This is a genomic window from Pseudoblastomonas marina (genome assembly GCF_014641655.1).
Classification (GTDB): Bacteria; Pseudomonadota; Alphaproteobacteria; order Sphingomonadales; family Sphingomonadaceae; genus Alteriqipengyuania_A; species Alteriqipengyuania_A marina.
This window is the reverse complement of the sequence record NZ_BMID01000001.1, coordinates 2,477,911-2,497,348: the sequence shown is the minus strand read 5'-3', so window position 1 is coordinate 2,497,348 and position 19,438 is coordinate 2,477,911. Positions and strand designations below refer to the sequence as shown.

The following is a 19,438-nucleotide window of genomic DNA, read 5'->3' as shown; positions in this document are numbered from 1 at the left end:
GCGCGTTTTGGGTAAGCGCCCTATTTACGCCATATTGCTCGAAGTCAAGTAATCGGTTCCCTAATTGTCGATAAACCGTTTACCATTTGCGATATCCAACTCCACGATCCAGAGGTCCGGGTCCTGATTCCGGCGTCGCTGGATATATTCTCCGCTATTACCTTGTTTTTTAACAATTTCTTCCCATTTTCGCGTGCCGTCGAGCTGCGGCATGCGCTCGTGGAGACCGATTATTTCGCCGTTTTCGCTGCACACGACCAGAATTGTTCCCGCGTCGCGTTCACCACGATTAAGTATTGTCGCAAATCCCCCGGCAGCTTCGACCATGCGGCGCAAGCCCGCCACTTCGAGATGCGCCGGAATTCGAGCGTCGTCTTCCACGATTATTATTTCCCGTAACCGTCGAGGCTCGAAAGCGCGATATGCGAGCGCATGAAGGTGCCCGTCCCGCGGCCGACTTCCTCGCCTTGGGCATCGACGATGCGCGATTCGGCGACCAGCACCCGGCGCCGTCCGCTCACCCACCGCCCCTCGGCCCTGGCCCGGCCGGCGCGGATCGGTTTAGTGAAGTGGAGGTTGAACGCAGTGGTCAGCAGGAAACGGTCCGACACCAGCGTGTTCGCGGCGTAGAAGGCCGCATCGTCGAGCATCTTGAAATAGAGTGTGCCATGCGCTGCGCCGGCGGCATGGAAATGCCGCTCCTCGACCGTGAAGTGGATCGTCGAACGACCATCCCCGTCGATTTCGAGGCGCGAATCGAACAGGTCGTTGACCGGCGCGGTGGCGTAGAGCGCCTCGAGCCCGCGCCAATGCGTTGCGCCGGGCGAGGGCTCGGGCGAATCAGGCGGCGTTGCGATCTTGGCCATTGGCTACGAGGCCGTACATCGCCTCGGCATCGGGTGCCTCGGCAAGCTGTTCGCGGAAATGCTCGTCGCGCATCATCCGCGAGAGCGCCGCCAAAGCATGAAGGTGGGTCGCCCCCGCATTGGCGGGCGAGAGCAGCGCGCAGGCAAGGTTGACCGGCATGCCGTCCGCCGCGTCGTAATCGATCGGGTGCTCGAACCGCACCAGGGCGGCGATCGGTCGGCTGATCCCTTCCATCCGCGCATGCGGGAGCGCGACGCCATTGCCGAACCCGGTGCTGCCGAGCTCTTCGCGCTCGAGCAGGCACGCTTCGACCTCTTTCGCATCGAGACCGTAGGTCTCGGCGCAGATTTCCGACAGGAAGCGCAATGCAGCCGATTTGTCTGCCACCCGCGTCACGCGCACGGCATCGGGTTCCAGGGTGAAATGGGGATCCATCGAAATGTTCGTCTAGCTGCCAGATACGATTGGTGAGGCGGCAATTGCCGCGCGCCGCCACTTACGACGGCAGGCCGTAACGTCAGGTAAATATGCGGCCAATCACGACGGTTCGACCCATCCGATCGTCCCGTCGCGACGGCGGTAAACCATATTATGGTTACCGGTACCAGCATTTTTGAACAGCAGCGCGTTGGTATCGCGCAGGTCGAGCATCATTACCGCGTCCGAAACGCTCGCTTCGGGCACGTCGACCCGCGTTTCGGCAACGATCGGCGGCGAATCGCCCAGTTCCTCGTCTTCGGCATCTTCCTCGATCGCCTCGAACACGCGGTAGGACGCCTCTTCCTGCGCAACCGCGTGGGCGGACTGTTCGTGGCGATCCTTGAGCCGGCGCTTGTAGCGCCGCAGCTGTTTCTCGATCTTCTCGGCCGCCTGCTCGAACGCCTGATGGGCATCGTGCGCCTCGGCCGAAGCCTTGACCGTGAGCCCCTGCATCACGTGCATCACGATATCGGCAGAAAATGCCCCCGCGGGGGCCTTGCCGAAAGTTGCATGCGCCGAAATCGCGCGGGAGAAGAACTTTTCGGATATCGCGCCCATCCGGTCCTCGACATGGGTCTTGAGGGCTTCGCCGGTATCGACCTGGTGGCCCGAAACGCGAATATCCATGAGGTGCTCTCCTGTTCTAGTCTTTGCACGACCGCGCCCGACTGCCTTGGGCGATGCGCGATCGCGGTGGGTCAGCCGCTCCAGAGCGGCGATTCGATCAATTCCAGAAACGCCCTGTGCGCCGCGAGTTCCGCGTCGCTCGCCGAATGCGGGCGCGGTTCGCGACGAGGGCCGCGCGGCGCGGGTCGAACCGATTGCTCGGGTCGATCGACCTCAACCGCCACTTCGGCCGCGAGTTCGAGCCCGATCTGGCGCCCGCCGGTGAGTTCGACATAGACCTGCGCCAGGAGCTCGGCATCGAGCAGCGCCCCGTGTTTCACGCGGTGGCTGCGATCGACCCCGTAGCGGGTGCACAGCGCGTCTAGCGAGAGCTTGGCGCCCGGATGCTTCTTCTTCGCCAACGCGACCGTATCGACCATGCGTGTGCGCTCGAGCGGGTCGTAACCGCACAGCACCAGCTCGGAATCGACGAAGCCGAAATCGAATCCGGCGTTGTGCGCCACCAACGGCGCATCGCCGAGGAAGGACAGCAATTCGGCGGCCTTGTCGCGAAACAGCGGCTTGTCGGAGAGGAAGGTCGCCGACAGGCCGTGCACCCGCTCGGCTTCGGGCGGCATGTCGCGCTCGGGGTTGAAATAGCAGTGATAGGTCGCCCCGGTCGCGACCTTGTTGATCATTTCTACACAGCCGATCTCGACCATCCGGTCGCCGGTTTTCGGGTCTAGGCCGGTCGTTTCGGTATCGAAGACGATTTCACGCATGTGATTCCTATATCGTACCAAGAATCGCGGCTGACAAGGCGGCCAGGTTCTATTTCGCGCGCAGCTCCTGCACGAGCCGCGCCACCGCGGCGCGGGTTTCCTCGAGCGCCACACCCGTATCGATCACGTGATCGGCCCGCGCGCGCTTTTCGGCATCGGGCACCTGGAGCGACAGGATGCGCGCGAATTTTTCAGACGTCATGCCCGGGCGGGCGAGTACCCGCTCGCGCTGGGTCTCGAACGGGGCACTGACCACCACGATCGCATCGACACCCGCATGGCCACCCTTTTCGAACAGGAGCGGGATATCGAACAGCACCAGCGGCGCATCTTCGTGCGCCTGCAGGAATTCCGCACGCGCCTGCGCCACCGCCGGGTGTACGATCGCCTCGAGCCGCGCCAGTTGCGCGGGATCGCCGAAAACCGCTTCGCCGAGTTTCTCGCGATCTACGCCCGCAGGGCCGGTGGTGCCGGGAAACGCGTCTTCGATCGCAGGCAGCAGGGCACCTTGCGGACCCTGCATCCGGCGAACCTCGGCGTCGGCATCGAAGACGGGCACGCCTTCCTCGGCAAACATGGCCGCGACGGTGCTCTTGCCCATCCCGATCGAACCGGTGAGGCCGACGATGCGTGGTTCGCTCATGCGAGCAGTTCGCGCAATGCGTCGTCCGCGCTCCGGTCGGGCGCTTCGCCGAACAGTTTCTCGAACGACAGCGCCGCCTGGCCGAGCAACATGGCGCGGCCGTCGAGCGCCTCGAAACCGGCGCGCCGGGCCGCGCGCAGGAAGGGTGTGTCGATCGGGTGGGTGACAATGTCGTAGAACACGCTTCCGGGAGGCGCATGGCTGGTGTCGAAGGGCAGGTCGGGAAAGCCCTCCATCCCCAACGGCGTGGTGTTGATCACAAGGTCGCAGCAGCCTTCGCGCTCGTCGAAGGGAAAATCGGTGATCTGCGCGAATTGGCCGAGCGCCGCGGCATGATGATCGCCCGGCAGGTCGAGCGCCTCGATCATGCGCAGCGATTTCCCCGGATCGCGGCCTGCGACCACGAGGGTGAATCCTTCATGCGCCAGCGCCAGCGCGATCGCCCGCGCGGCGCCGCCCGTGCCGAGCAGGCGCGCCATCCGGAACAAGTGCGGCTGCGCCAACCGATCGCGCAGCGGCTCGAGAAAGCCCGGCCCGTCGACATTGTAGCCGACCAGCTCTTCGCCTTCGCGCACCACCAGGTTCACCGCTCCGACCGCCTCGGCGAGCGGATCGAGCCGGTCGCAATGCGCCGCAACCGAAAGTTTGTGCGGCATCGTGACGTTGCAGCCGCTCCACTCGGGATCGGCGCGGCGTTGCGCGAAATAGCTCGCCAGCTCGTCGCTCGTGACGTGGTGCGCGCGATATTCGCCCTTCGTATTCGAACGGGCCAACCAGTGGGCGTGGATGGCGGGCGATTTCGACTGGGTGATCGGATCGCCGATCACTTCGGCATATGTCATGTCGCGAGCACTCCCCGTCGCCGCAATGCGCCCAGAACGCCGATCAGCGGCATGCCGAGAATGGTGAAATAGTCGCCTGCCACGCGTTCGAACAGCAGTGGGCCGAGCGCCTCGATTCGGAACACGCCGACCGAGAAGCCGACCTCGGGCCATTCGGCGTCGAGATAGGCGGCGATAAAGTCTTCGGACAGCTCGCGCACCGCCAGCTCAGCCTTGTCGATCACCCGCTCGACCACGCGCCCGTCGCGGGCCAGCGCTGCGGCGCTCCACAATTCGATCGTCCGGCCCGAGAAGAAGGCGAGATGCTCGGCGGCCTCGTCGCGATCGCCAGGCTTGTCGAACCGGCGGCCGGCAACCGCAACCACCGAATCTCCGCCCAGCACGAATGCCTCCGGGTGGCGGTCGGACACTTCGCGCGCCTTCGCTTCGGCTAGCGCCAGCGCAATGGCATGGGGCTCACCGATCCCGAGCTCGGCTTCGAGCGCGCGTTCGTCGACTTGCGCCTGGACGACCGCGTGCGCGACACCGCACTGGTCGAGCATGGCACGCCGCGTGGCGCTGCCCGAAGCAAGAATCAATGACATGGCGGCTCCCTCCCGATCGACCCGGTTCATGCCGGGCCCGGCGCGATCAATTCGCCCTGCCGGCTATCGTCACGGCGCTGCTGGAGGATGCGGATCACCGCCGCGGCGGTCTCCTCGATCGAGCGGCGGGTGACATCGATCACCGGCCAGCCATTGTCGGCAAACAGGCGGCGGGCATATTTTAGCTCCTCGCTCACGCGCTCCTCGTCGATATAGGAGGTTCGCTCGCGCTCGTTCAGGGTGAGCAGGCGGTTGCGGCGGATTTCGATCAGGCGTTTGGGGGCGGTGGTCAATCCGACGACCAGCGGGTTCTTGAGCCGGAACAGGCTGTCGGGCGGCGGACTTTCCATCACCAGCGGGATATTGGCGGTTTTGTAACCGCGATTGGCGAGGTAGATCGAAGTCGGTGTCTTCGAACTGCGCGACACGCCCGCGAGCACGATATCGGCCTCTTCCCATTCCTCGCTGAGCAGACCGTCATCATGCGCGATCGTATAATGGATCGCGTCGACGCGATCGAAATAGGCTTCGTCCATCGTGTGCTGGCGACCGGGGCGCGCCTTGGCCTGCCGACCCAGCGTATCGCCGAGCGACGAGAGGACGGGATCGAGCGGTGAGACAGCTTTCAATCCCAGCAGACGGCAGCGCTCTTCGAGCGCCGTGCGGATGTCTGGGCTGGCGAGGGTGAACAGTACGATGCCGGGCTTGTCGGCGACATCGGCCATGATCCGCTCGAGTCCCTGCCGCGAGCGCACCAGCGGCCAGAGATGGGATTCGATCGCCGCGCCCTCGAATTGCGCCAGCGCCGCCTTGGCGAGCATGTCGAGCGTCTCGCCGGTCGAATCGGAGATCAGGTGGAGGTGAAGCGGTTCGGCCATGTGGACAGATGCGAGGATAAACCACGGGAGAGCACCGGTGACAATTCCGGCACGCCGAATTGCACCCGGATCGAGTCATTCGGCCCGGCTATTTTTGGACAGCCTGCAACGTCATGCACAGCCTGTGAAGAACGGGGAGGAGATTCCGATTGACGCGGCGCGCAGCGGAGTCGGAGACGTCAACAATCGCTGGAAGCGCGGGGAAGATTCAGGCACGGCGCGGCCGTCCCCGCTATCCACAGGACAACAGACTCCAACATCCCCTTTCATATTTCATTATTATTTGGTCTTTCTCTCTCGATGACGAATGCTTTGATCCGAACGCTGCGCGGCGAAAACGTGGTCCCGCGCCCTTTGTGGCTCATGCGACAGGCTGGTCGCTACCTGCCCGAATACCGCGCCTTGCGTGCCGAAAAGGGCGGGTTTCTCGACCTCGTCTACGATCACGAAGCGGCGGCCGAGGTGACGCTCCAGCCGCTCCGCCGGTTTGGGTTCGACGGCGCGATCCTGTTCTCGGACATCCTGATCGTGCCGCATGCGCTTGGCCAGAAGCTCGAATTCCTCGCCGGCGAAGGACCGCACCTCTCACCCCGGTTGGCCGAGGCGGAGCTCGCTTCGCTGGTTGAGGACAATACGCATTACGAGGCGGTTTGGCGCACGGTCGCATTGCTTTCGCAGAAACTGCCCGAGGAATCCGCGCTGATCGGGTTCGCCGGCTCTCCGTGGACGGTCGGGACCTACATGGTGAACGGCGAGGGTTCGAAGGAACAGGCCGCGGCGCGCCAGCTGGCCTATCGCGACCCAGCCCGATTCCAGGTGATCATCGACCGGATCGTCGAAAGCACGGTCCATTATCTCGACGGTCAGGTGAAGGCAGGCGCGCGGGCGCTGCAACTGTTCGATTCGTGGAGCGGCAGTCTCGCACCCGACGAGTTCGAGCGCTGGGTGATCGCGCCGACCGTGGCGATCGTCGAGGCGATCCGCGCGCTGCATCCGGATATCCCGATCATCGGCTTTCCCAAGGGTGCCGGTGCGAAACTGCCTGCCTATGCGCGCGAGACCTGTGTGAATGCGGTCGGGCTCGACGAGACCGTCGATCCGCACTGGGCGCACCGCGAACTACCCGAGGGGATGCCGGTGCAGGGCAATTTCGATCCGCAATTGCTGCTCGCGGGCGGCGATCGGGTCGAACAACGTGCGCGGGCGATCCTCGATGCGCTGGCAGGGCGGCCGCACGTTTTCAACCTGGGGCACGGGATCGACCGGCACACCCCGATCGAGCATGTCGAACGCCTCGTCGCGGCGGTCCGCGAATGGAGGCCCGGATGATGGCCGGGCTGACCGACCGTATCCGAAATTTGCCCTATCAAGCGGTAACCCAACCCGTCTATTGAGCGCGCATGCAGGAATTCCTTGCGATGATCTATCTGTGGCTGAAAGCCGGGCACATCGCCTTCGTGATCTTCTGGATCGCGGGGCTGTTCATGCTGCCGCGCTTCTTCGTCTACCACCAGGAAGCCCCGGCGGATTCGGCCGAGAATGCAAAATGGATCGAGCGCGAGCGGCGCCTGCTCAAGATCATCCTCGCGCCGTCGATCGTTGCGGTGTGGGTCTTCGGGCTCGCGCTCGCCTGGGTCACCGGTGCCTTCGTGCAGGGCTGGTTCCATCTCAAGCTGCTGCTGGTGCTCGCGCTGTCGGGCTATCACGGCTGGCTCGCCGCCTATGCCAAGAAGCTGGCGCGCGGTGAGCGGACGCTGAGCGAAAAGACGCTGCGACTGCTCAACGAAGTGCCGGGGGTCGCGACGATCCTGATCGTCGTCACGGTGATCGTCCTGCGCAGCGTTCTCGTCTGACGCGCAATTCGATTGACGGGAAACCCGCCCCGTCATACATCCGACACACCGACCGGGTAGGCCGCAAGCCAACAGCTTGCCGCCGGGTCCGCTTTCCCAAAGCCCTTAGACCATCCCGGCCATCCCAACAGAATTCCACGAAAAGACACACGAAATGCATCTCAAAGACCTCAAAGCAAAAGCACCCGCCGAACTGGTATCGATGGCCGAGGAACTCGGGGTCGAGGCCGCCGGCACGATGCGGCGCCAGGACCTGATGTTCTGCATCCTGCGCGAACTCGCCGAGGACGAGGATTACGAAGACAAGATCATGGGGATCGGCACGATCGAGGTGCTGCAGGACGGTTTCGGCTTCCTGCGCAGCCCCGAGGCCAATTACCTCGCCGGGCCCGACGACATCTACGTTTCGCCCAACCAGGTCCGCAAGATGGGCCTGCGTACCGGCGACACGGTCGAGGGTGAGATCCGCGCGCCGCGCGAAGGCGAGCGCTATTTCGCCCTGACCAAGCTCACCAGCGTCAATTACGAGGATCCCGACCAGGTCCGCACGCGCACCAATTTCGACAACCTCACGCCGCTCTATCCCGAAGAGAAGCTCAATCTGGATACGCTCGATCCTACAGTGAAGGACAAGAGCGCGCGGGTGATCGACATCATCTCGCCGCAGGGCAAGGGCCAGCGCGCGCTGATCGTCGCGCCGCCGCGCACCGGTAAGACGGTGCTGCTGCAGAACATCGCCAAGGCGATCACCGACAACCATCCCGAGGTCTTCCTGCTGGTGCTGCTCGTCGACGAGCGGCCCGAGGAAGTCACCGACATGCAGCGCAGCGTCAAAGGCGAAGTCATCTCCTCGACCTTCGACGAGCCGGCCAACCGCCACGTCCAGGTCGCCGAAATGGTGATCGAGAAGGCCAAGCGACTGGTCGAGCACAAGAAGGACGTCGTGATCCTGCTCGACTCGATCACCCGCCTCGGCCGCGCCTACAACACTGTCGTGCCGAGTTCAGGCAAGGTACTGACCGGTGGTGTCGACGCCAACGCGCTCCAGCGCCCCAAGCGCTTCTTCGGCGCCGCGCGCAACATCGAGGAAGGCGGCTCGCTCTCGATCATCGCCACCGCGCTGATCGATACCGGCAGCCGCATGGACGAGGTCATCTTCGAAGAGTTCAAGGGCACCGGTAACTCGGAAATCGTGCTCGATCGCAAGGTCGCCGACAAGCGCATCTTCCCGGCGCTCGACGTCGGCAAGTCCGGCACCCGCAAGGAAGAGCTGCTGGTCGAGAAGGACAAGCTCTCGAAGATGTGGGTCCTGCGCCGGATTCTCATGCAGATGGGCACGGTCGACGCGATGGAATTCCTCCTCGACAAGATGAAGGATTCCAAGACCAACGAGGACTTCTTCGAGACGATGAACCAGTAGGATCATCTGCGCGCGGCCATGGAACGACTAATCTACACCAGCGAAGCGAACGGAAGACTGAGCGGGGACGAGGTTTTCGAAATCGTCGAAACCTCGGCCCGCAACAATGCGAAGCGGGATATCTCAGGTTTCCTGATCTTCAAGGACGGCCGGTTCCTTCAGCTGATCGAAGGTGAAACGGATTCGCTCGAGGTGCTGATGCAGACCCTCGAACGCGACCCGCGCCATCATTCGATCCGAACGGTAAAGCGCACCGCAGCCAATCAGCGCGAGTTCGATGGCTGGCGGATGCGGCGCTTCAACGTCAGCGATGCCGAACGCCACCTGCGCGAGATCGCCGACAAGATCGACCAGCCCGACGCGCGCGCCACTATCATGCCGCTGGTCGAAGAATTCCTCGCCGGTTGATGCGGTGGTGCCGGCGGCGCCATCGCAAGGCCGCATGAACTCGCTCGCCTAACCCCCACAGCTGAAACGATCCGCGCTTGCGGCGTTCCAGGCGGCGGCGAGGGGGGTGCTGTCGGCGCCGTCGAGCAGCTGGCCTTCCTCGACAAAGAAGTAGATCCGGTCGATCGGTAGAGATTTCGCGCCGTTCAACCGCTCGCGCATGTCGCGCGGGCGCATGTCCCACGGGCTTTCGAGCCCCATTGCGACCGTAATCTCTCGCAGCGAGTGGAGTGTCTGGCGCTGGAAGCGCGCGATCCGCGGGGCCTTGTCCTCGACCACCAGCCCGCGTTGCCGCCAGGGCGTCTGGGTGGCGACGCCGGTGGGGCAATTGCCGGTGTGGCACTGCATCGACTGGACGCAGCCGGCCGCGAACATGAAGGGCCGCGCGGCGTTGCAGTAATCGGCGCCGATCGCGAAGCTCTTGGCCATTTGCGCGCCCGAATGGATCTTGCCGGCAGTAGCGATCTTCACGCGCGACTTGAGCCCGGTGCCGACCAGCATGTTGCGCACCCAGATCGTGCCTTCGCGCAGCGGCATGCCGACGCTGTTCGACAATTCGAGCGGCGCTGCGCCGGTCCCTCCCTCGGCTCCGTCGACGGTGATGAAATCGGGGGTGATCCCAGTTTCGAGCATGGCCTTGCCAATCGCCATGACTTCGTGGGGCTTGCCGACGCACAGCTTGAACCCGACCGGCTTCCCGCCCGTCATCTCGCGCAATTCGGCGATCCATTCGAGCATCTCGATCGGGGTCGAGAAGGTCGAGTGGGCGGCCGGGGAGACCACCGTCTTGCCAATTTCCACGCCGCGCGCCTCGGCGATCTCTGCGGTCACCTTTTCACCGGGAAGCACGCCGCCATGGCCGGGCTTGGCCCCCTGGCTCAGCTTGACCTCGATCATCTTCACCTGCTCGCCCGATGCATTCTCGCGGAATCGATCCGGATCGAACCCGCCATCATGCGCCCGACAGCCGAAATAACCGCTGCCGATCTCCCAGATCAGGTCGCCACCGTGTTTACGGTGATATTTCGAGATACTGCCTTCGCCGGTATTGTGCGCGAAGCTGCCGATCTTCGCGCCGAGGTTGAACGCCTCGATCGCGCGACCCGACAGCGAACCGAAGCTCATCGCCGAAACGTTGAGCAACGCGGCATCGTAGGGCTGGGAGCAATCCGGCCCGCCGATCCGGGTGCGCCAGAATTCGGGGGCATCGGTTCTCGGGACGATCGAATGGCTCAGCCATTCATACTCTTCCGAATATACATCGAGTTCGGTTCCGAAGGGGTGCGAGTCGAGATCGCCCTTAGCCCGCGCGTAGACGAGCGCACGTTCCTGGTGGCTGAAGGGGCGCCCCTCGAGGTCGTCCTCGACGATATAGGCCTGTGCGAAGGGGCGCAGGTCTTCCATCACCCAGCGGGTCCGCGCCACCAGCGGGTAATTGCGCCGCAGCGTGTGCTCGGACTGGAAGAAATCGACCCAGGCGAGCACCACCAGCGGCAACAGGAAGACGAGCGAAGGCCACCACAACCATCCCAGCGCGGCCGCGGCTGCGGTCAGCCCCGGCGGGATGATGTAGCGCCAAGGAACCGTCACGCGGTTAGCCCAGATGCTCGGCGAAGAATTCCTTGGTGCGTCGATCGGCCAGATCGGCACATTCGTCGTGACGCCGCTTGCCGAATTGCGTTGCGAAGCCGTGATCCATGCCCTCGTAATCGTGGAGCGTGACCTTGGGATGGTCGTCGAGGCCGTCATGCATGGCTTTTTGCGTGTCCTTGTCGACGAAGCCGTCTTCGGTCGGAATATGCAGCATCAGCGGGCGCGCGATCGCGTGCTTCTCGCGCAGCAGATTGTCGACGCCGACCGCGTAATAGCCGACCGTCGCATCGCTGTCGGTGCGCGCCGCGGTCATGAAGGCGAGCCGTCCGCCGAGGCAGTAGCCGACCGCGCCGACTTTCCCGCAACCCTGGTTGCGCGCCCATTTGATCGTCGCCTCGATGTCGCGGACGCCCTGGTCCTGGTCGAACTTGCCCATCAGGTCGAGCGCCTTCTGGAATTCTGGCTCAATATCGGGATCGAGCTCGATCCCCGGCTCGAGCGGCCAGAACAGGTCGGGCGCGACCGCGAGATAGCCGTCCTCGGCGAGCAGGTCGCACTTGCGCCGGATCCCCGCATTGACGCCGAAGATCTCCTGGATGACGATGATCGCCGCCTTCGCCTCGCCCTCGGGGCGCGCGACATAGGCGCCGAACTCCTCGTCGCCGCCAAGCTGCTTGATGCGGACTGTCTCGCTCATGTCGATCTCCCTCCTGTGCGCCGTTCGCCGGCCTCTTCATTGCAAAATGCGCGCCGCGCGCCACATTGTTCCCGACCATAGAGGGAAACACGGCATGAAAGTGAATATCGAAATCGACTGCACGCCCGAAGAGGCGCGGACTTTCATGGGCCTGCCCGACGTTTCGCCCGCCAACGACGTCTATGTCGATGCCGTGACCAAGGCGATGAAGGGGGTCGGCAATGTCGAGCAATTGCAGGAATACGCGACCAAGCTCGCGCCGATGGGCCAGATGGGGCTGAAGATGTTCCAGCAATTCGTGGAGGCCGGGGCCGCGGGTGCCGCCGGGGCGAAGCCGGCCAAACCGTCCAAGAAAGACGACTGATCCAGCCTGCGTGATGGACGACACGATCTACGCGCTGTCGAGCGGGTCGCCGCCGGCGGCCATCGCGGTCGTGCGTGTCAGCGGGCCCGATGCCGGTGCGGTAGTCGAAGAACTCGCCGGGCGCACGCCCGAGCCCCGTCGTGCCAGCGTGGCCACGCTGCGCGACGGGGAGGGGGCGCTACTCGACCAGGCGCTGGTACTTTGGTTCCCGGGCCCGAACAGCGCGACCGGCGATGACTGCCTCGAACTGCATTGTCATGGCGGGCGCGCGGTGGTGCGCGCGGTCGAGGCGGCGATCGGCGCGATGCCGGGATGCCGCGCCGCCGAACCGGGGGAATTCACCCGCCGCGCCTTCGCCAATGGCCGGATCGACCTTGCCGAGGCCGAGGCGCTCGGTGACCTGTTGGCGGCCGAGACCGAATTGCAGCGTCGGGTTGCAGTGCGCGCGGCCGATGGCGCCGCCTCAGCCAAGGTCGAACGATGGCGCGACGACGTGCTGTTGCTCGCTGCCGAGGTGGAGGCTGCGCTCGATTTCAGCGACGAAGATGACGTGGCCTCCTTGTCAGGCAAATTTTTTGAACGCGTTTCAAGTCTGGCGGGCGAGATCGGCGAATGGCTCGACCGCCCGTCGAGCGAGCGCTTGCGCGAAGGGATCAGGGTTGCCCTGGCGGGGCCGCCGAACGCGGGTAAATCTAGCTTATTCAATAAGTTAGTCGACGAAGAGGCGGCCATTGCAACACCAATCGAAGGGACCACGCGGGACCTGCTCGAGCGACCGATTGCATGGGATGGTGTGCCCTTCGTTATGATCGACACAGCCGGGTTGCGCGATTCCACCGAGGACACGATCGAGGCGATCGGGATCGAGCGGGCGCGCAAGGCGCTCGACCAGGCGGATATCGTGCTGTGGCTCGGCGAGGCCGGCGCAGGACCGGCGGGTGTGATCGATATCGCGACCAAGGCCGACCTCGGCGGACCCGCGACAGACGACGAGCGCCCGCGCGTCTCCGCACTGACGGGCGAGGGGGTCGATGGCTTGCGGCGGCGATTGGTCGACATGGCAGCCGATTTGCTTCCCAAGCCAAACGAGACCGCATTGAACGAACGCCAGCGCAGCGCGCTCGAACCGGCGCGGGATGCGTTACTCGCGATCGATCAAGGGCTCGACCTGCTGATCGTCGCCGAAAACCTCCGCGTGGCGCGCGTCGCATTCGACCGATTCACCGGGCGTGCGTCGAGCGAGGATGTGCTCGACCGGCTGTTCTCCCGCTTCTGCATCGGCAAGTGATGTTCCACGTGGAACATCACCTTTGATTTAAGCGGGGCGGGCGACTATCTCGCGCGAGCCATGAACACCCAGTTCGACATCATCGTGATCGGCGGCGGCCATGCCGGCTGCGAGGCTTCTGCCGTCGCGGCCCGGATGGGCCTGCGTGTCGCGCTGGTCAATTTCGAGCGCGAGAGCATCGGTGCGATGAGTTGCAACCCGGCGATCGGCGGGCTCGGCAAGGGACACCTCGTGCGCGAGGTCGATGCGTTCGACGGGTTGATCGGGCGCGCGGCCGATGCCGGCGCAGTCCATTACCGCATGCTCAACCGATCGAAGGGGAGCGCGGTGCAAGGTCCGCGGGTTCAGGCCGACCGCTCGCTGTTCCGCATGGCGATCCAGCGGATGATGCACGAACAGGGCGACCTCACGATCGTCGAGGGAGAAGCGGCCGCGCTGCGCTTCGACGGTCATCGTGTATCGGGCATCGAACTGGCGGACGGAACCGGTCTCGAGGGCAGGGCGGTGATCCTGTGCACCGGCACCTTCCTCGGCGGCAAGCTCTATCGCGGCGAGGAGGTGCACGAAGGCGGTCGGATCGGTGAAGCGGCGGCGATCCGGCTCGCCGACCAGTTGAAGGACATCGAGATCCCGTTGTCACGCATGAAAACGGGTACCCCGCCGCGGCTCGACGGGCGGACGATCGATTGGAGCCGCCTGGTCGAACAGCCGTCGGACAACGAGTTCTGGACGATGTCGCCGCTGACCGAAGCGCGCGCAAACCCGCAGATCTTCTGTGCGATCACGCGCACCAACGAGCGGTCGCATGACATTATCCGCGCCAATCTAGATCGATCGCCGATCTTCTCGGGTTCGCTCGGCGCGCAGGGCCCGCGTTATTGCCCGTCAATCGAGGACAAGATCCACCGCTTCGCCGATCGCGACGGGCACCAGGTCTTCCTCGAACCGGAGGGGCTGTCGACCCACCTGGTCTATCCCAACGGCATCAGCACCTCGCTGCCGACCGATGTCCAGTTCGACATGCTGCGCTCGGTGGAGGGGTTAGAGCGCGTGGTAATGGAAGTGCCCGGCTATGCGGTCGAGTACGTCCATATCGACCCGCGGGCTCTACGCCCGACGCTCGAGCTCAAGGACGTTCCGGGGCTCTATTGCGCCGGACAGATCAACGGCACGACCGGATACGAGGAGGCGGCGGCCCAGGGATTGATCGCAGGCATGAACGCCGCAAACGCAGTGCGCGATCGCGCACCCGTCGGGCTTGATCGCGCGAATTCCTATATGGCGGTAATGGTCGACGATCTGACGTTGCACGGGGTGAGCGAACCCTATCGCATGCTCACTTCACGCGCCGAGTACCGGTTGCGACTGCGTGCCAACAACGCCTCCGCGCGCCTGACGCCCCTCGCGATCAAGAATGGGTGCGTATCTGACGAGCGCCGAAATTGGTTCGAGGCTCGCGAGGGACGGCGCGCTGCGTTCGAGGAATCGCTGGACCAGGTGCTCGCCTCGAAAGAGATCGCCGAAGCCGGCCTCCCGGTGCGTGCCGACACCGGCAAGCTCACCGCGCGCGAATGGCTGCGCTTCAACGGCGTCGGGATCACCGATCTGCGCGATCTGGGCAGCTTTCCGGAAATCGAGCCTGCGCTTGAGGATGAGATCGTCGAGGACGCGGTTTATGCGCCCTATCTCGCGCGCCAGGAAGCCGAACTGCGCGATTTGCGTGCTTCGGAGGGGCTCTCGCTCGACGACGATTTTCCTTTTGCCTCGGTGCCGGGTCTTTCACGTGAAATGGTCGAAAGGCTAACCGATGCCCGCCCCCCAACACTTGCTGCCGCAGCAAGGGTCCCCGGGGTCACCCCGGCTGCACTGGCGGCGCTGTTGGTGCATGCGAAGCGTCGCGCGGCATGATCGTCGACGAAACACAGGCAAGAGAGTGGATCGGGGCACATGACGGGTTCGATCCCGATACGATCGGACGCCTTGAGTGCTTCGAGGTCATCTTGCGTCATGAGTGCGAGAAGCAGAACCTCGTGTCGGCCAGGACCCTCGACGAAGTCTGGGTCCGCCATTTTGTCGATAGCCTGCAGCTCCTCCGAGATGTTCCACGTGAAACATCGACTTGGCTCGACCTCGGTACTGGCGCCGGCTTTCCGGGTGTAGCGCTCGCGATCGCACGGCCCGATATTGCGGTGACCTGCGTCGAATCACGTGCGCTCCGGACCGACTATCTGGCGCGCGTCGTCGGCGAACTTGACCTCGAAAATTGCAAAATCGTCCACAGCCGTTTGCAAGACGTGAAGACCGCAGAATACGGCGCAATTTCCGCCCGCGCCTTCGCTCCGCTGCCCAAGCTGCTCGATCTGTCCACGCGCTTTTCCACACGGGATACCGAGTGGCGGTTGCCCAAGGGGCGGTCGGCGGCGCAGGAACTGGAAGAACTTCGCGGATGGGATCACATGTTCCACGTGGAACAGTCGCTCACAGACGCAGACGCGGGTATCATCTGCGGCCGCCTGTTCGGTCGCAAGAAGGGGAAACGGTCTTGATCACGATAGCTGTGGCGAACCAGAAGGGCGGTGTCGGCAAGACCACGACCGCAATCAACATGGCGACGGCGATGGCCGCGATCGGGTGGAAATCCCTGCTGATCGACCTTGACCCGCAGGGCAACGCCTCGACCGGACTTGGAATTCCGAGCCAGCGGCGCGACATGTCGACCTACGACCTCCTGATCGAGGGCGCCTCGGTCGAGGATTGCGTGGTCAAGAGCTCGATCCCTGGGCTCGATGTGCTACCCGCGACGCAGGATCTCTCGGGGGCCGAAATCCAGCTCGCCGAAATGTCGAACCGCAATACCCGGCTGCGTGAGGCGATTTCCGAAGCGCCGCGTCACGAGATCGTGTTCATCGACTGTCCGCCATCGCTCGGGCTGTTGACGCTCAATGCGTTGACTGCCGCCGATACGCTCTTGGTGCCGCTGCAATGCGAATTCTTCGCGCTCGAGGGCCTCAGCCAGCTCCTGCAGACGGTCGAGCAGGTGCAGGGCCACCTCAACCCCGATCTTGGTATCATCGGGATCGCGCTGACGATGTTCGATCGCCGTAATCGCCTGACCGACCAGGTCTCCGACGACGTGCGCGAATGCTTGGGCCCTCTCGTTTTCGACACGGTCGTCCCTCGCAATGTCCGTCTGTCCGAGGCGCCAAGCCACGGTCTGCCGGCACTCGTCTACGACCAGAACTGTCCGGGCAGCCGCGCCTATATGTCGCTGGCGCGCGAGCTGATCGGTCGCCTGCCCGAGAAGAGGAAAGCCGCATGAGCGATTCGAAAGCCAAGGCCGCCCCGAAGAAGCGCCAGGCACTGGGGCGCGGGCTCGGCGCGCTGATCGGCGAGACCAAGCGCGAGCAGGCGGTCAAGCCTGCCGCTGCGAACGAGGGTGCGGGTGAGGAAGCACCGGTCGTTTCGTCGGGCACCTCGGTGCCTGAAGGCGAGGGGCTGGCAAGCCTCCCGATCTCCCAGATCGCGCCGCATCCGGACCAGCCGCGCAAGCATTTCGACGACGAAGCCCTCGGCGAGCTCGCAGCCTCGATCGGCGCGCGCGGGGTGATCCAGCCGGTGATCGTGACCCGCGAGGGACCGCGCAAGTATCGCCTGGTCGCGGGCGAACGCCGTTGGCGTGCGGCTCAAAAGGCCCAACTTCATGAAATTCCTGCGTTAATTCGGGATTTGAGCGAACGCGAAGTGACCGCGTTGGCGCTGATCGAAAACCTGCAGCGCGAAGACCTCAACCCGGTCGACGAGGCGCGCGCTTACCAGCGTCTCGCCGATGACGAGGACATGACGCAGGCCGAGATCGCGCAGCTGGTCGACAAGTCGCGCAGCCACGTCGCCAATTTCCAGCGCCTGCTCGCTCTTCCCGAAAAGGTGCTCGATGCACTGGCCGAGGAAAAGCTCAGCATGGGCCACGCCCGAGCGCTGATCGGTTTCGACGGGGCCGAGGCGCTCGCCAAGAAGGCGATCGCGAAAGGTATGTCGGTACGCGATGTCGAAAAGGCCGTCCGCCGTGAGCGTGAGGGCGACGGTGCCGAGCAGAAAGCGCCCAAAGAATACAAGGGCGCAGCGGGCCCCGATTCGGATATCCGCACTGTCGAGAAACACCTGGAGGAATTCCTCGGCATGAAGGTCAAGATCTCGGCCGATCGCGACCCCAAGAGCGGCACCCTCTCGATCCGCTATTCGACGCTAGATCAGCTCGATACGCTCTGCCAACGCCTGACCGGCGGCGAAATCTAGCGCCGCCGTCGCGGCGAAGAGTTGCGCTGCGCAACTTCCCGCACGGCGATTTAATCGAGCGATTAAATTATCGCTTGGAAGGGTCGGGTGGTCGCGGCATAACGCTCCGCAAACAAGTGGAGAGAGCCATGTCGATCGACCAGATTCCCCGCACCGCCTACAATGAAGACCACGAGGCGTTCCGCGAGACCGTCCGCCGCTTCATGAAAGAGGAAATCGCGCCCAATCGCGCGCAATGGGCAAAGGACAAGATCGTCCCGCGAGAAATCTGGCCCAAGGCGGGCGAACTCGGCATGCTGTGCCCGACCGTTCCGGAAGAATATGGCGGACTGGGGCTCGATTTCGGCTACAACGCGATCGTCGACGAGGAAGGCTCCTACACCGGTGGCGCGGCCACCGGTTTCTCGCTCCAGTCGGACATCGTCTGCAACTACCTGATCGCCTACGGCTCCGAAGAGCAGAAGAAGAAGTGGCTCCCGCGGATGGTTTCGGGCGAAACCATCACCGCGATCGCGATGACCGAGCCCGGCGTCGGCTCCGACCTGCAGGCCATCACCACCACCGCGAAGAAGGACGGCAATCACTACGTCGTCAACGGCTCGAAAACCTACATCACGAATGGCCAGAACGCCGACCTCGTGCTCGTCTGCGCCAAGACCGACCCTGATGCCGAGCCCGGCTGGAAGGGTGTCAGCATCATCCTTGTCGAGGCTGATCGCGAAGGCTTCGAGCGCGGGCGCAATCTCGACAAGATCGGGATGGACGAGGCCGACACCTCGGAACTGTTCTTCAACGACGTGCGCGTTCCGATCACCAATTGCCTGGGCGAGGAAGGCAAGGGCTTCATCTACCTGATGAGCGAACTGCCGCAGGAACGCCTGTCGATCGCGATCAGCGCGCAGGCGGCCTCGCAGCGGGTGTTCGACGACACGGTCGAGTTCGTCCGCGAGCGCAAGGCGTTCGGCAAGCCGGTGCTAAATTTCCAGAACACCCGTTTCACGCTGGCCGACATCAAGACCAAGCTACAGGTCGGCTGGGCACATCTCGACTGGGCGCTGGCGCGCCACCTGAAGAAGGAACTGACACCCGAAGAGGGCGCTGCGGCCAAGCTGTGGCACACCGAGCTGCAATGGGAGATCGTCGACAAGTGCCTGCAGCTACACGGTGGCGCCGGCTACATGAACGAATATCCGATCGCCCGTGCATGGCGCAGCGCGCGCGTGACGCGGATCTTCGGAGGCACCAACGAGATCATGAAGGAGTTGATCGGACGGGGCCTCTGAGCGCCCTGGCGCAAATGATTTAGATCGCGTCCGCCAGTATCGCGGCGAGACGCTCGATTCCCGCGCGGTCTTCGTCGTCGAAGCGCGCCGGGCTCGGGCTGTCGAGATCGATCACGGCGATGACTTCGCCACCCCGGACAACCGGCACGACCAGCTCTGACTTGGTCTCGCCGTCGCAAGCGATGTGTCCGGGAAAGGCGTGGACGTCGGCAACAAGTTGCGTCGCGCGACTTTCGGCCGCTGCGCCGCAGACCCCCTGGCCGACCGGAATCCGGATACAGGCCGGCTTGCCGACGAACGGGCCGAGCACGAGCTCGCGCCGACCATCGCCTCCGACCATGCGGTAGAAACCGGTCCAGTTCACATCCGGCAGGAACTGCCACAGCAGCGCCGCGACATTGGCCATGTTGGCGACCGGGTCGGGCTCGCCCGCCACCAGCGCTTTCGCGGCCGACAGCAGGTCGTCGTAGAGCACCGCCTTGGGCGCATCGGGATCGGTCTGGAAATCGTACATGGGG

23 protein-coding genes are annotated in these 19,438 nt (G+C 64.1%); 11 read left to right on the top strand and 12 right to left on the bottom strand.

Going from position 1 to position 19,438, the window contains the following annotated elements:
* Positions 1-60: 60 nt before the first annotated feature.
* The 9 genes from IEW49_RS12265 to IEW49_RS12225 all read right to left on the bottom strand — a co-directional run bounded on the left by IEW49_RS12265 (position 61) and on the right by IEW49_RS12225 (position 5,682).
* On the bottom strand, positions 61-381 hold the full coding sequence (locus IEW49_RS12265; RefSeq protein WP_268235640.1) for a DUF1491 family protein: 321 nt from the start codon (positions 379-381) through the stop codon (positions 61-63).
* A gap of 5 nt (positions 382-386) precedes the next feature.
* Positions 387-866 (bottom strand): PaaI family thioesterase, encoded by a 480-nt coding sequence (locus IEW49_RS12260; protein ID WP_188642929.1) that lies wholly within the window; start codon positions 864-866, stop codon positions 387-389.
* Entirely contained in the window at positions 841-1,302 is a 462-nt protein-coding gene (locus tag IEW49_RS12255; RefSeq protein WP_188642928.1) for a PTS sugar transporter subunit IIA, read from the bottom strand. Before IEW49_RS12255 ends, IEW49_RS12260 begins: the two co-directional genes overlap by 26 nt.
* A gap of 102 nt (positions 1,303-1,404) precedes the next feature.
* A complete protein-coding gene (hpf, locus tag IEW49_RS12250; RefSeq protein ID WP_188642927.1) occupies positions 1,405-1,974 on the bottom strand; it encodes a ribosome hibernation-promoting factor, HPF/YfiA family in 570 nt (189 codons plus the stop codon).
* A 71-nt stretch (positions 1,975-2,045) separates the two neighbouring features.
* A complete protein-coding gene (gene dnaQ / locus IEW49_RS12245; protein WP_188642926.1) occupies positions 2,046-2,735 on the bottom strand; it encodes a DNA polymerase III subunit epsilon in 690 nt (229 codons plus the stop codon).
* A 49-nt stretch (positions 2,736-2,784) separates the two neighbouring features.
* Positions 2,785-3,378, bottom strand: a complete 594-nt coding sequence (gene coaE, locus IEW49_RS12240; protein WP_188642925.1) for a dephospho-CoA kinase — start codon at positions 3,376-3,378, stop codon at positions 2,785-2,787.
* Positions 3,375-4,220 carry a shikimate dehydrogenase family protein gene (locus IEW49_RS12235; RefSeq protein ID WP_188642924.1) on the bottom strand — a complete coding sequence of 282 codons (846 nt, stop codon included), beginning with the start codon at positions 4,218-4,220 and terminating at the stop codon, positions 3,375-3,377. Before IEW49_RS12235 ends, coaE begins: the two co-directional genes overlap by 4 nt.
* Positions 4,217-4,804 carry a Maf family protein gene (locus IEW49_RS12230; RefSeq protein ID WP_188642923.1) on the bottom strand — a complete coding sequence of 196 codons (588 nt, stop codon included), beginning with the start codon at positions 4,802-4,804 and terminating at the stop codon, positions 4,217-4,219. Before IEW49_RS12230 ends, IEW49_RS12235 begins: the two co-directional genes overlap by 4 nt.
* 26 nt (positions 4,805-4,830) lie before the next feature.
* Positions 4,831-5,682: a pyruvate, water dikinase regulatory protein gene (locus IEW49_RS12225; protein WP_188642922.1), complete on the bottom strand. Its 852-nt coding sequence runs from the start codon at positions 5,680-5,682 to the stop codon at positions 4,831-4,833.
* A 300-nt stretch (positions 5,683-5,982) separates the two neighbouring features.
* Between IEW49_RS12225 and hemE the strand changes: the two genes are divergently transcribed.
* The 4 genes from hemE to IEW49_RS12205 all read left to right on the top strand — a co-directional run bounded on the left by hemE (position 5,983) and on the right by IEW49_RS12205 (position 9,363).
* Positions 5,983-7,011, top strand: a complete 1,029-nt coding sequence (gene hemE / locus IEW49_RS12220; protein WP_188642921.1) for a uroporphyrinogen decarboxylase — start codon at positions 5,983-5,985, stop codon at positions 7,009-7,011.
* Positions 7,012-7,082: 71 nt separating this feature from the next.
* On the top strand, positions 7,083-7,535 hold the full coding sequence (locus tag IEW49_RS12215) for a CopD family protein (protein ID WP_188642920.1): 453 nt from the start codon (positions 7,083-7,085) through the stop codon (positions 7,533-7,535).
* A 154-nt stretch (positions 7,536-7,689) separates the two neighbouring features.
* A complete protein-coding gene (rho, locus tag IEW49_RS12210) occupies positions 7,690-8,955 on the top strand; it encodes a transcription termination factor Rho (RefSeq protein WP_188642919.1) in 1,266 nt (421 codons plus the stop codon).
* Positions 8,956-8,973: 18 nt separating this feature from the next.
* Positions 8,974-9,363 carry a BLUF domain-containing protein gene (locus IEW49_RS12205; protein ID WP_188642918.1) on the top strand — a complete coding sequence of 130 codons (390 nt, stop codon included), beginning with the start codon at positions 8,974-8,976 and terminating at the stop codon, positions 9,361-9,363.
* A gap of 48 nt (positions 9,364-9,411) precedes the next feature.
* On the opposite strand, the gene IEW49_RS12200 is transcribed toward IEW49_RS12205, so the two are convergent.
* Together IEW49_RS12200 and IEW49_RS12195 are read right to left on the bottom strand one after the other, a co-directional pair.
* Entirely contained in the window at positions 9,412-10,992 is a 1,581-nt protein-coding gene (locus IEW49_RS12200) for an FMN-binding glutamate synthase family protein (RefSeq protein WP_188642917.1), read from the bottom strand.
* A 4-nt stretch (positions 10,993-10,996) separates the two neighbouring features.
* Positions 10,997-11,692, bottom strand: a complete 696-nt coding sequence (locus tag IEW49_RS12195; protein ID WP_188642916.1) for a dienelactone hydrolase family protein — start codon at positions 11,690-11,692, stop codon at positions 10,997-10,999.
* A 94-nt stretch (positions 11,693-11,786) separates the two neighbouring features.
* On the opposite strand from IEW49_RS12195, the gene IEW49_RS12190 reads away from it, so the two are divergent.
* From IEW49_RS12190 to IEW49_RS12160, 7 genes are all read left to right on the top strand, one after another.
* Positions 11,787-12,056, top strand: a complete 270-nt coding sequence (locus IEW49_RS12190; RefSeq protein ID WP_188642915.1) for a DUF6489 family protein — start codon at positions 11,787-11,789, stop codon at positions 12,054-12,056.
* 13 nt (positions 12,057-12,069) lie between these two features.
* Positions 12,070-13,344 carry a tRNA uridine-5-carboxymethylaminomethyl(34) synthesis GTPase MnmE gene (gene mnmE, locus IEW49_RS12185; protein WP_188642914.1) on the top strand — a complete coding sequence of 425 codons (1,275 nt, stop codon included), beginning with the start codon at positions 12,070-12,072 and terminating at the stop codon, positions 13,342-13,344.
* Between the two features lie 60 nt (positions 13,345-13,404).
* Positions 13,405-15,252, top strand: a complete 1,848-nt coding sequence (mnmG, locus tag IEW49_RS12180) for a tRNA uridine-5-carboxymethylaminomethyl(34) synthesis enzyme MnmG (protein ID WP_188642913.1) — start codon at positions 13,405-13,407, stop codon at positions 15,250-15,252.
* A complete protein-coding gene (gene rsmG, locus IEW49_RS12175; RefSeq protein ID WP_188642912.1) occupies positions 15,249-15,890 on the top strand; it encodes a 16S rRNA (guanine(527)-N(7))-methyltransferase RsmG in 642 nt (213 codons plus the stop codon). Before mnmG ends, rsmG begins: the two co-directional genes overlap by 4 nt.
* On the top strand, positions 15,887-16,663 hold the full coding sequence (locus IEW49_RS12170; RefSeq protein WP_229658192.1) for a ParA family protein: 777 nt from the start codon (positions 15,887-15,889) through the stop codon (positions 16,661-16,663). The genes rsmG and IEW49_RS12170 overlap by 4 nt, the downstream gene beginning before the upstream one ends.
* Entirely contained in the window at positions 16,660-17,637 is a 978-nt protein-coding gene (locus IEW49_RS12165; protein ID WP_188642910.1) for a ParB/RepB/Spo0J family partition protein, read from the top strand. The genes IEW49_RS12170 and IEW49_RS12165 overlap by 4 nt, the downstream gene beginning before the upstream one ends.
* Before the next feature lie 128 nt (positions 17,638-17,765).
* Complete coding sequence (locus IEW49_RS12160) at positions 17,766-18,920, top strand: acyl-CoA dehydrogenase family protein (RefSeq protein ID WP_188642909.1); 1,155 nt, start codon at positions 17,766-17,768, stop codon at positions 18,918-18,920.
* A 19-nt stretch (positions 18,921-18,939) separates the two neighbouring features.
* Here the strand turns inward: IEW49_RS12160 and msrC are convergent, their stop codons facing one another.
* Positions 18,940-19,434 carry a free L-methionine (R)-S-oxide reductase MsrC gene (msrC, locus tag IEW49_RS12155; RefSeq protein ID WP_188642908.1) on the bottom strand — a complete coding sequence of 165 codons (495 nt, stop codon included), beginning with the start codon at positions 19,432-19,434 and terminating at the stop codon, positions 18,940-18,942.
* Between the last annotated feature and the right edge of the window lie 4 nt (positions 19,435-19,438).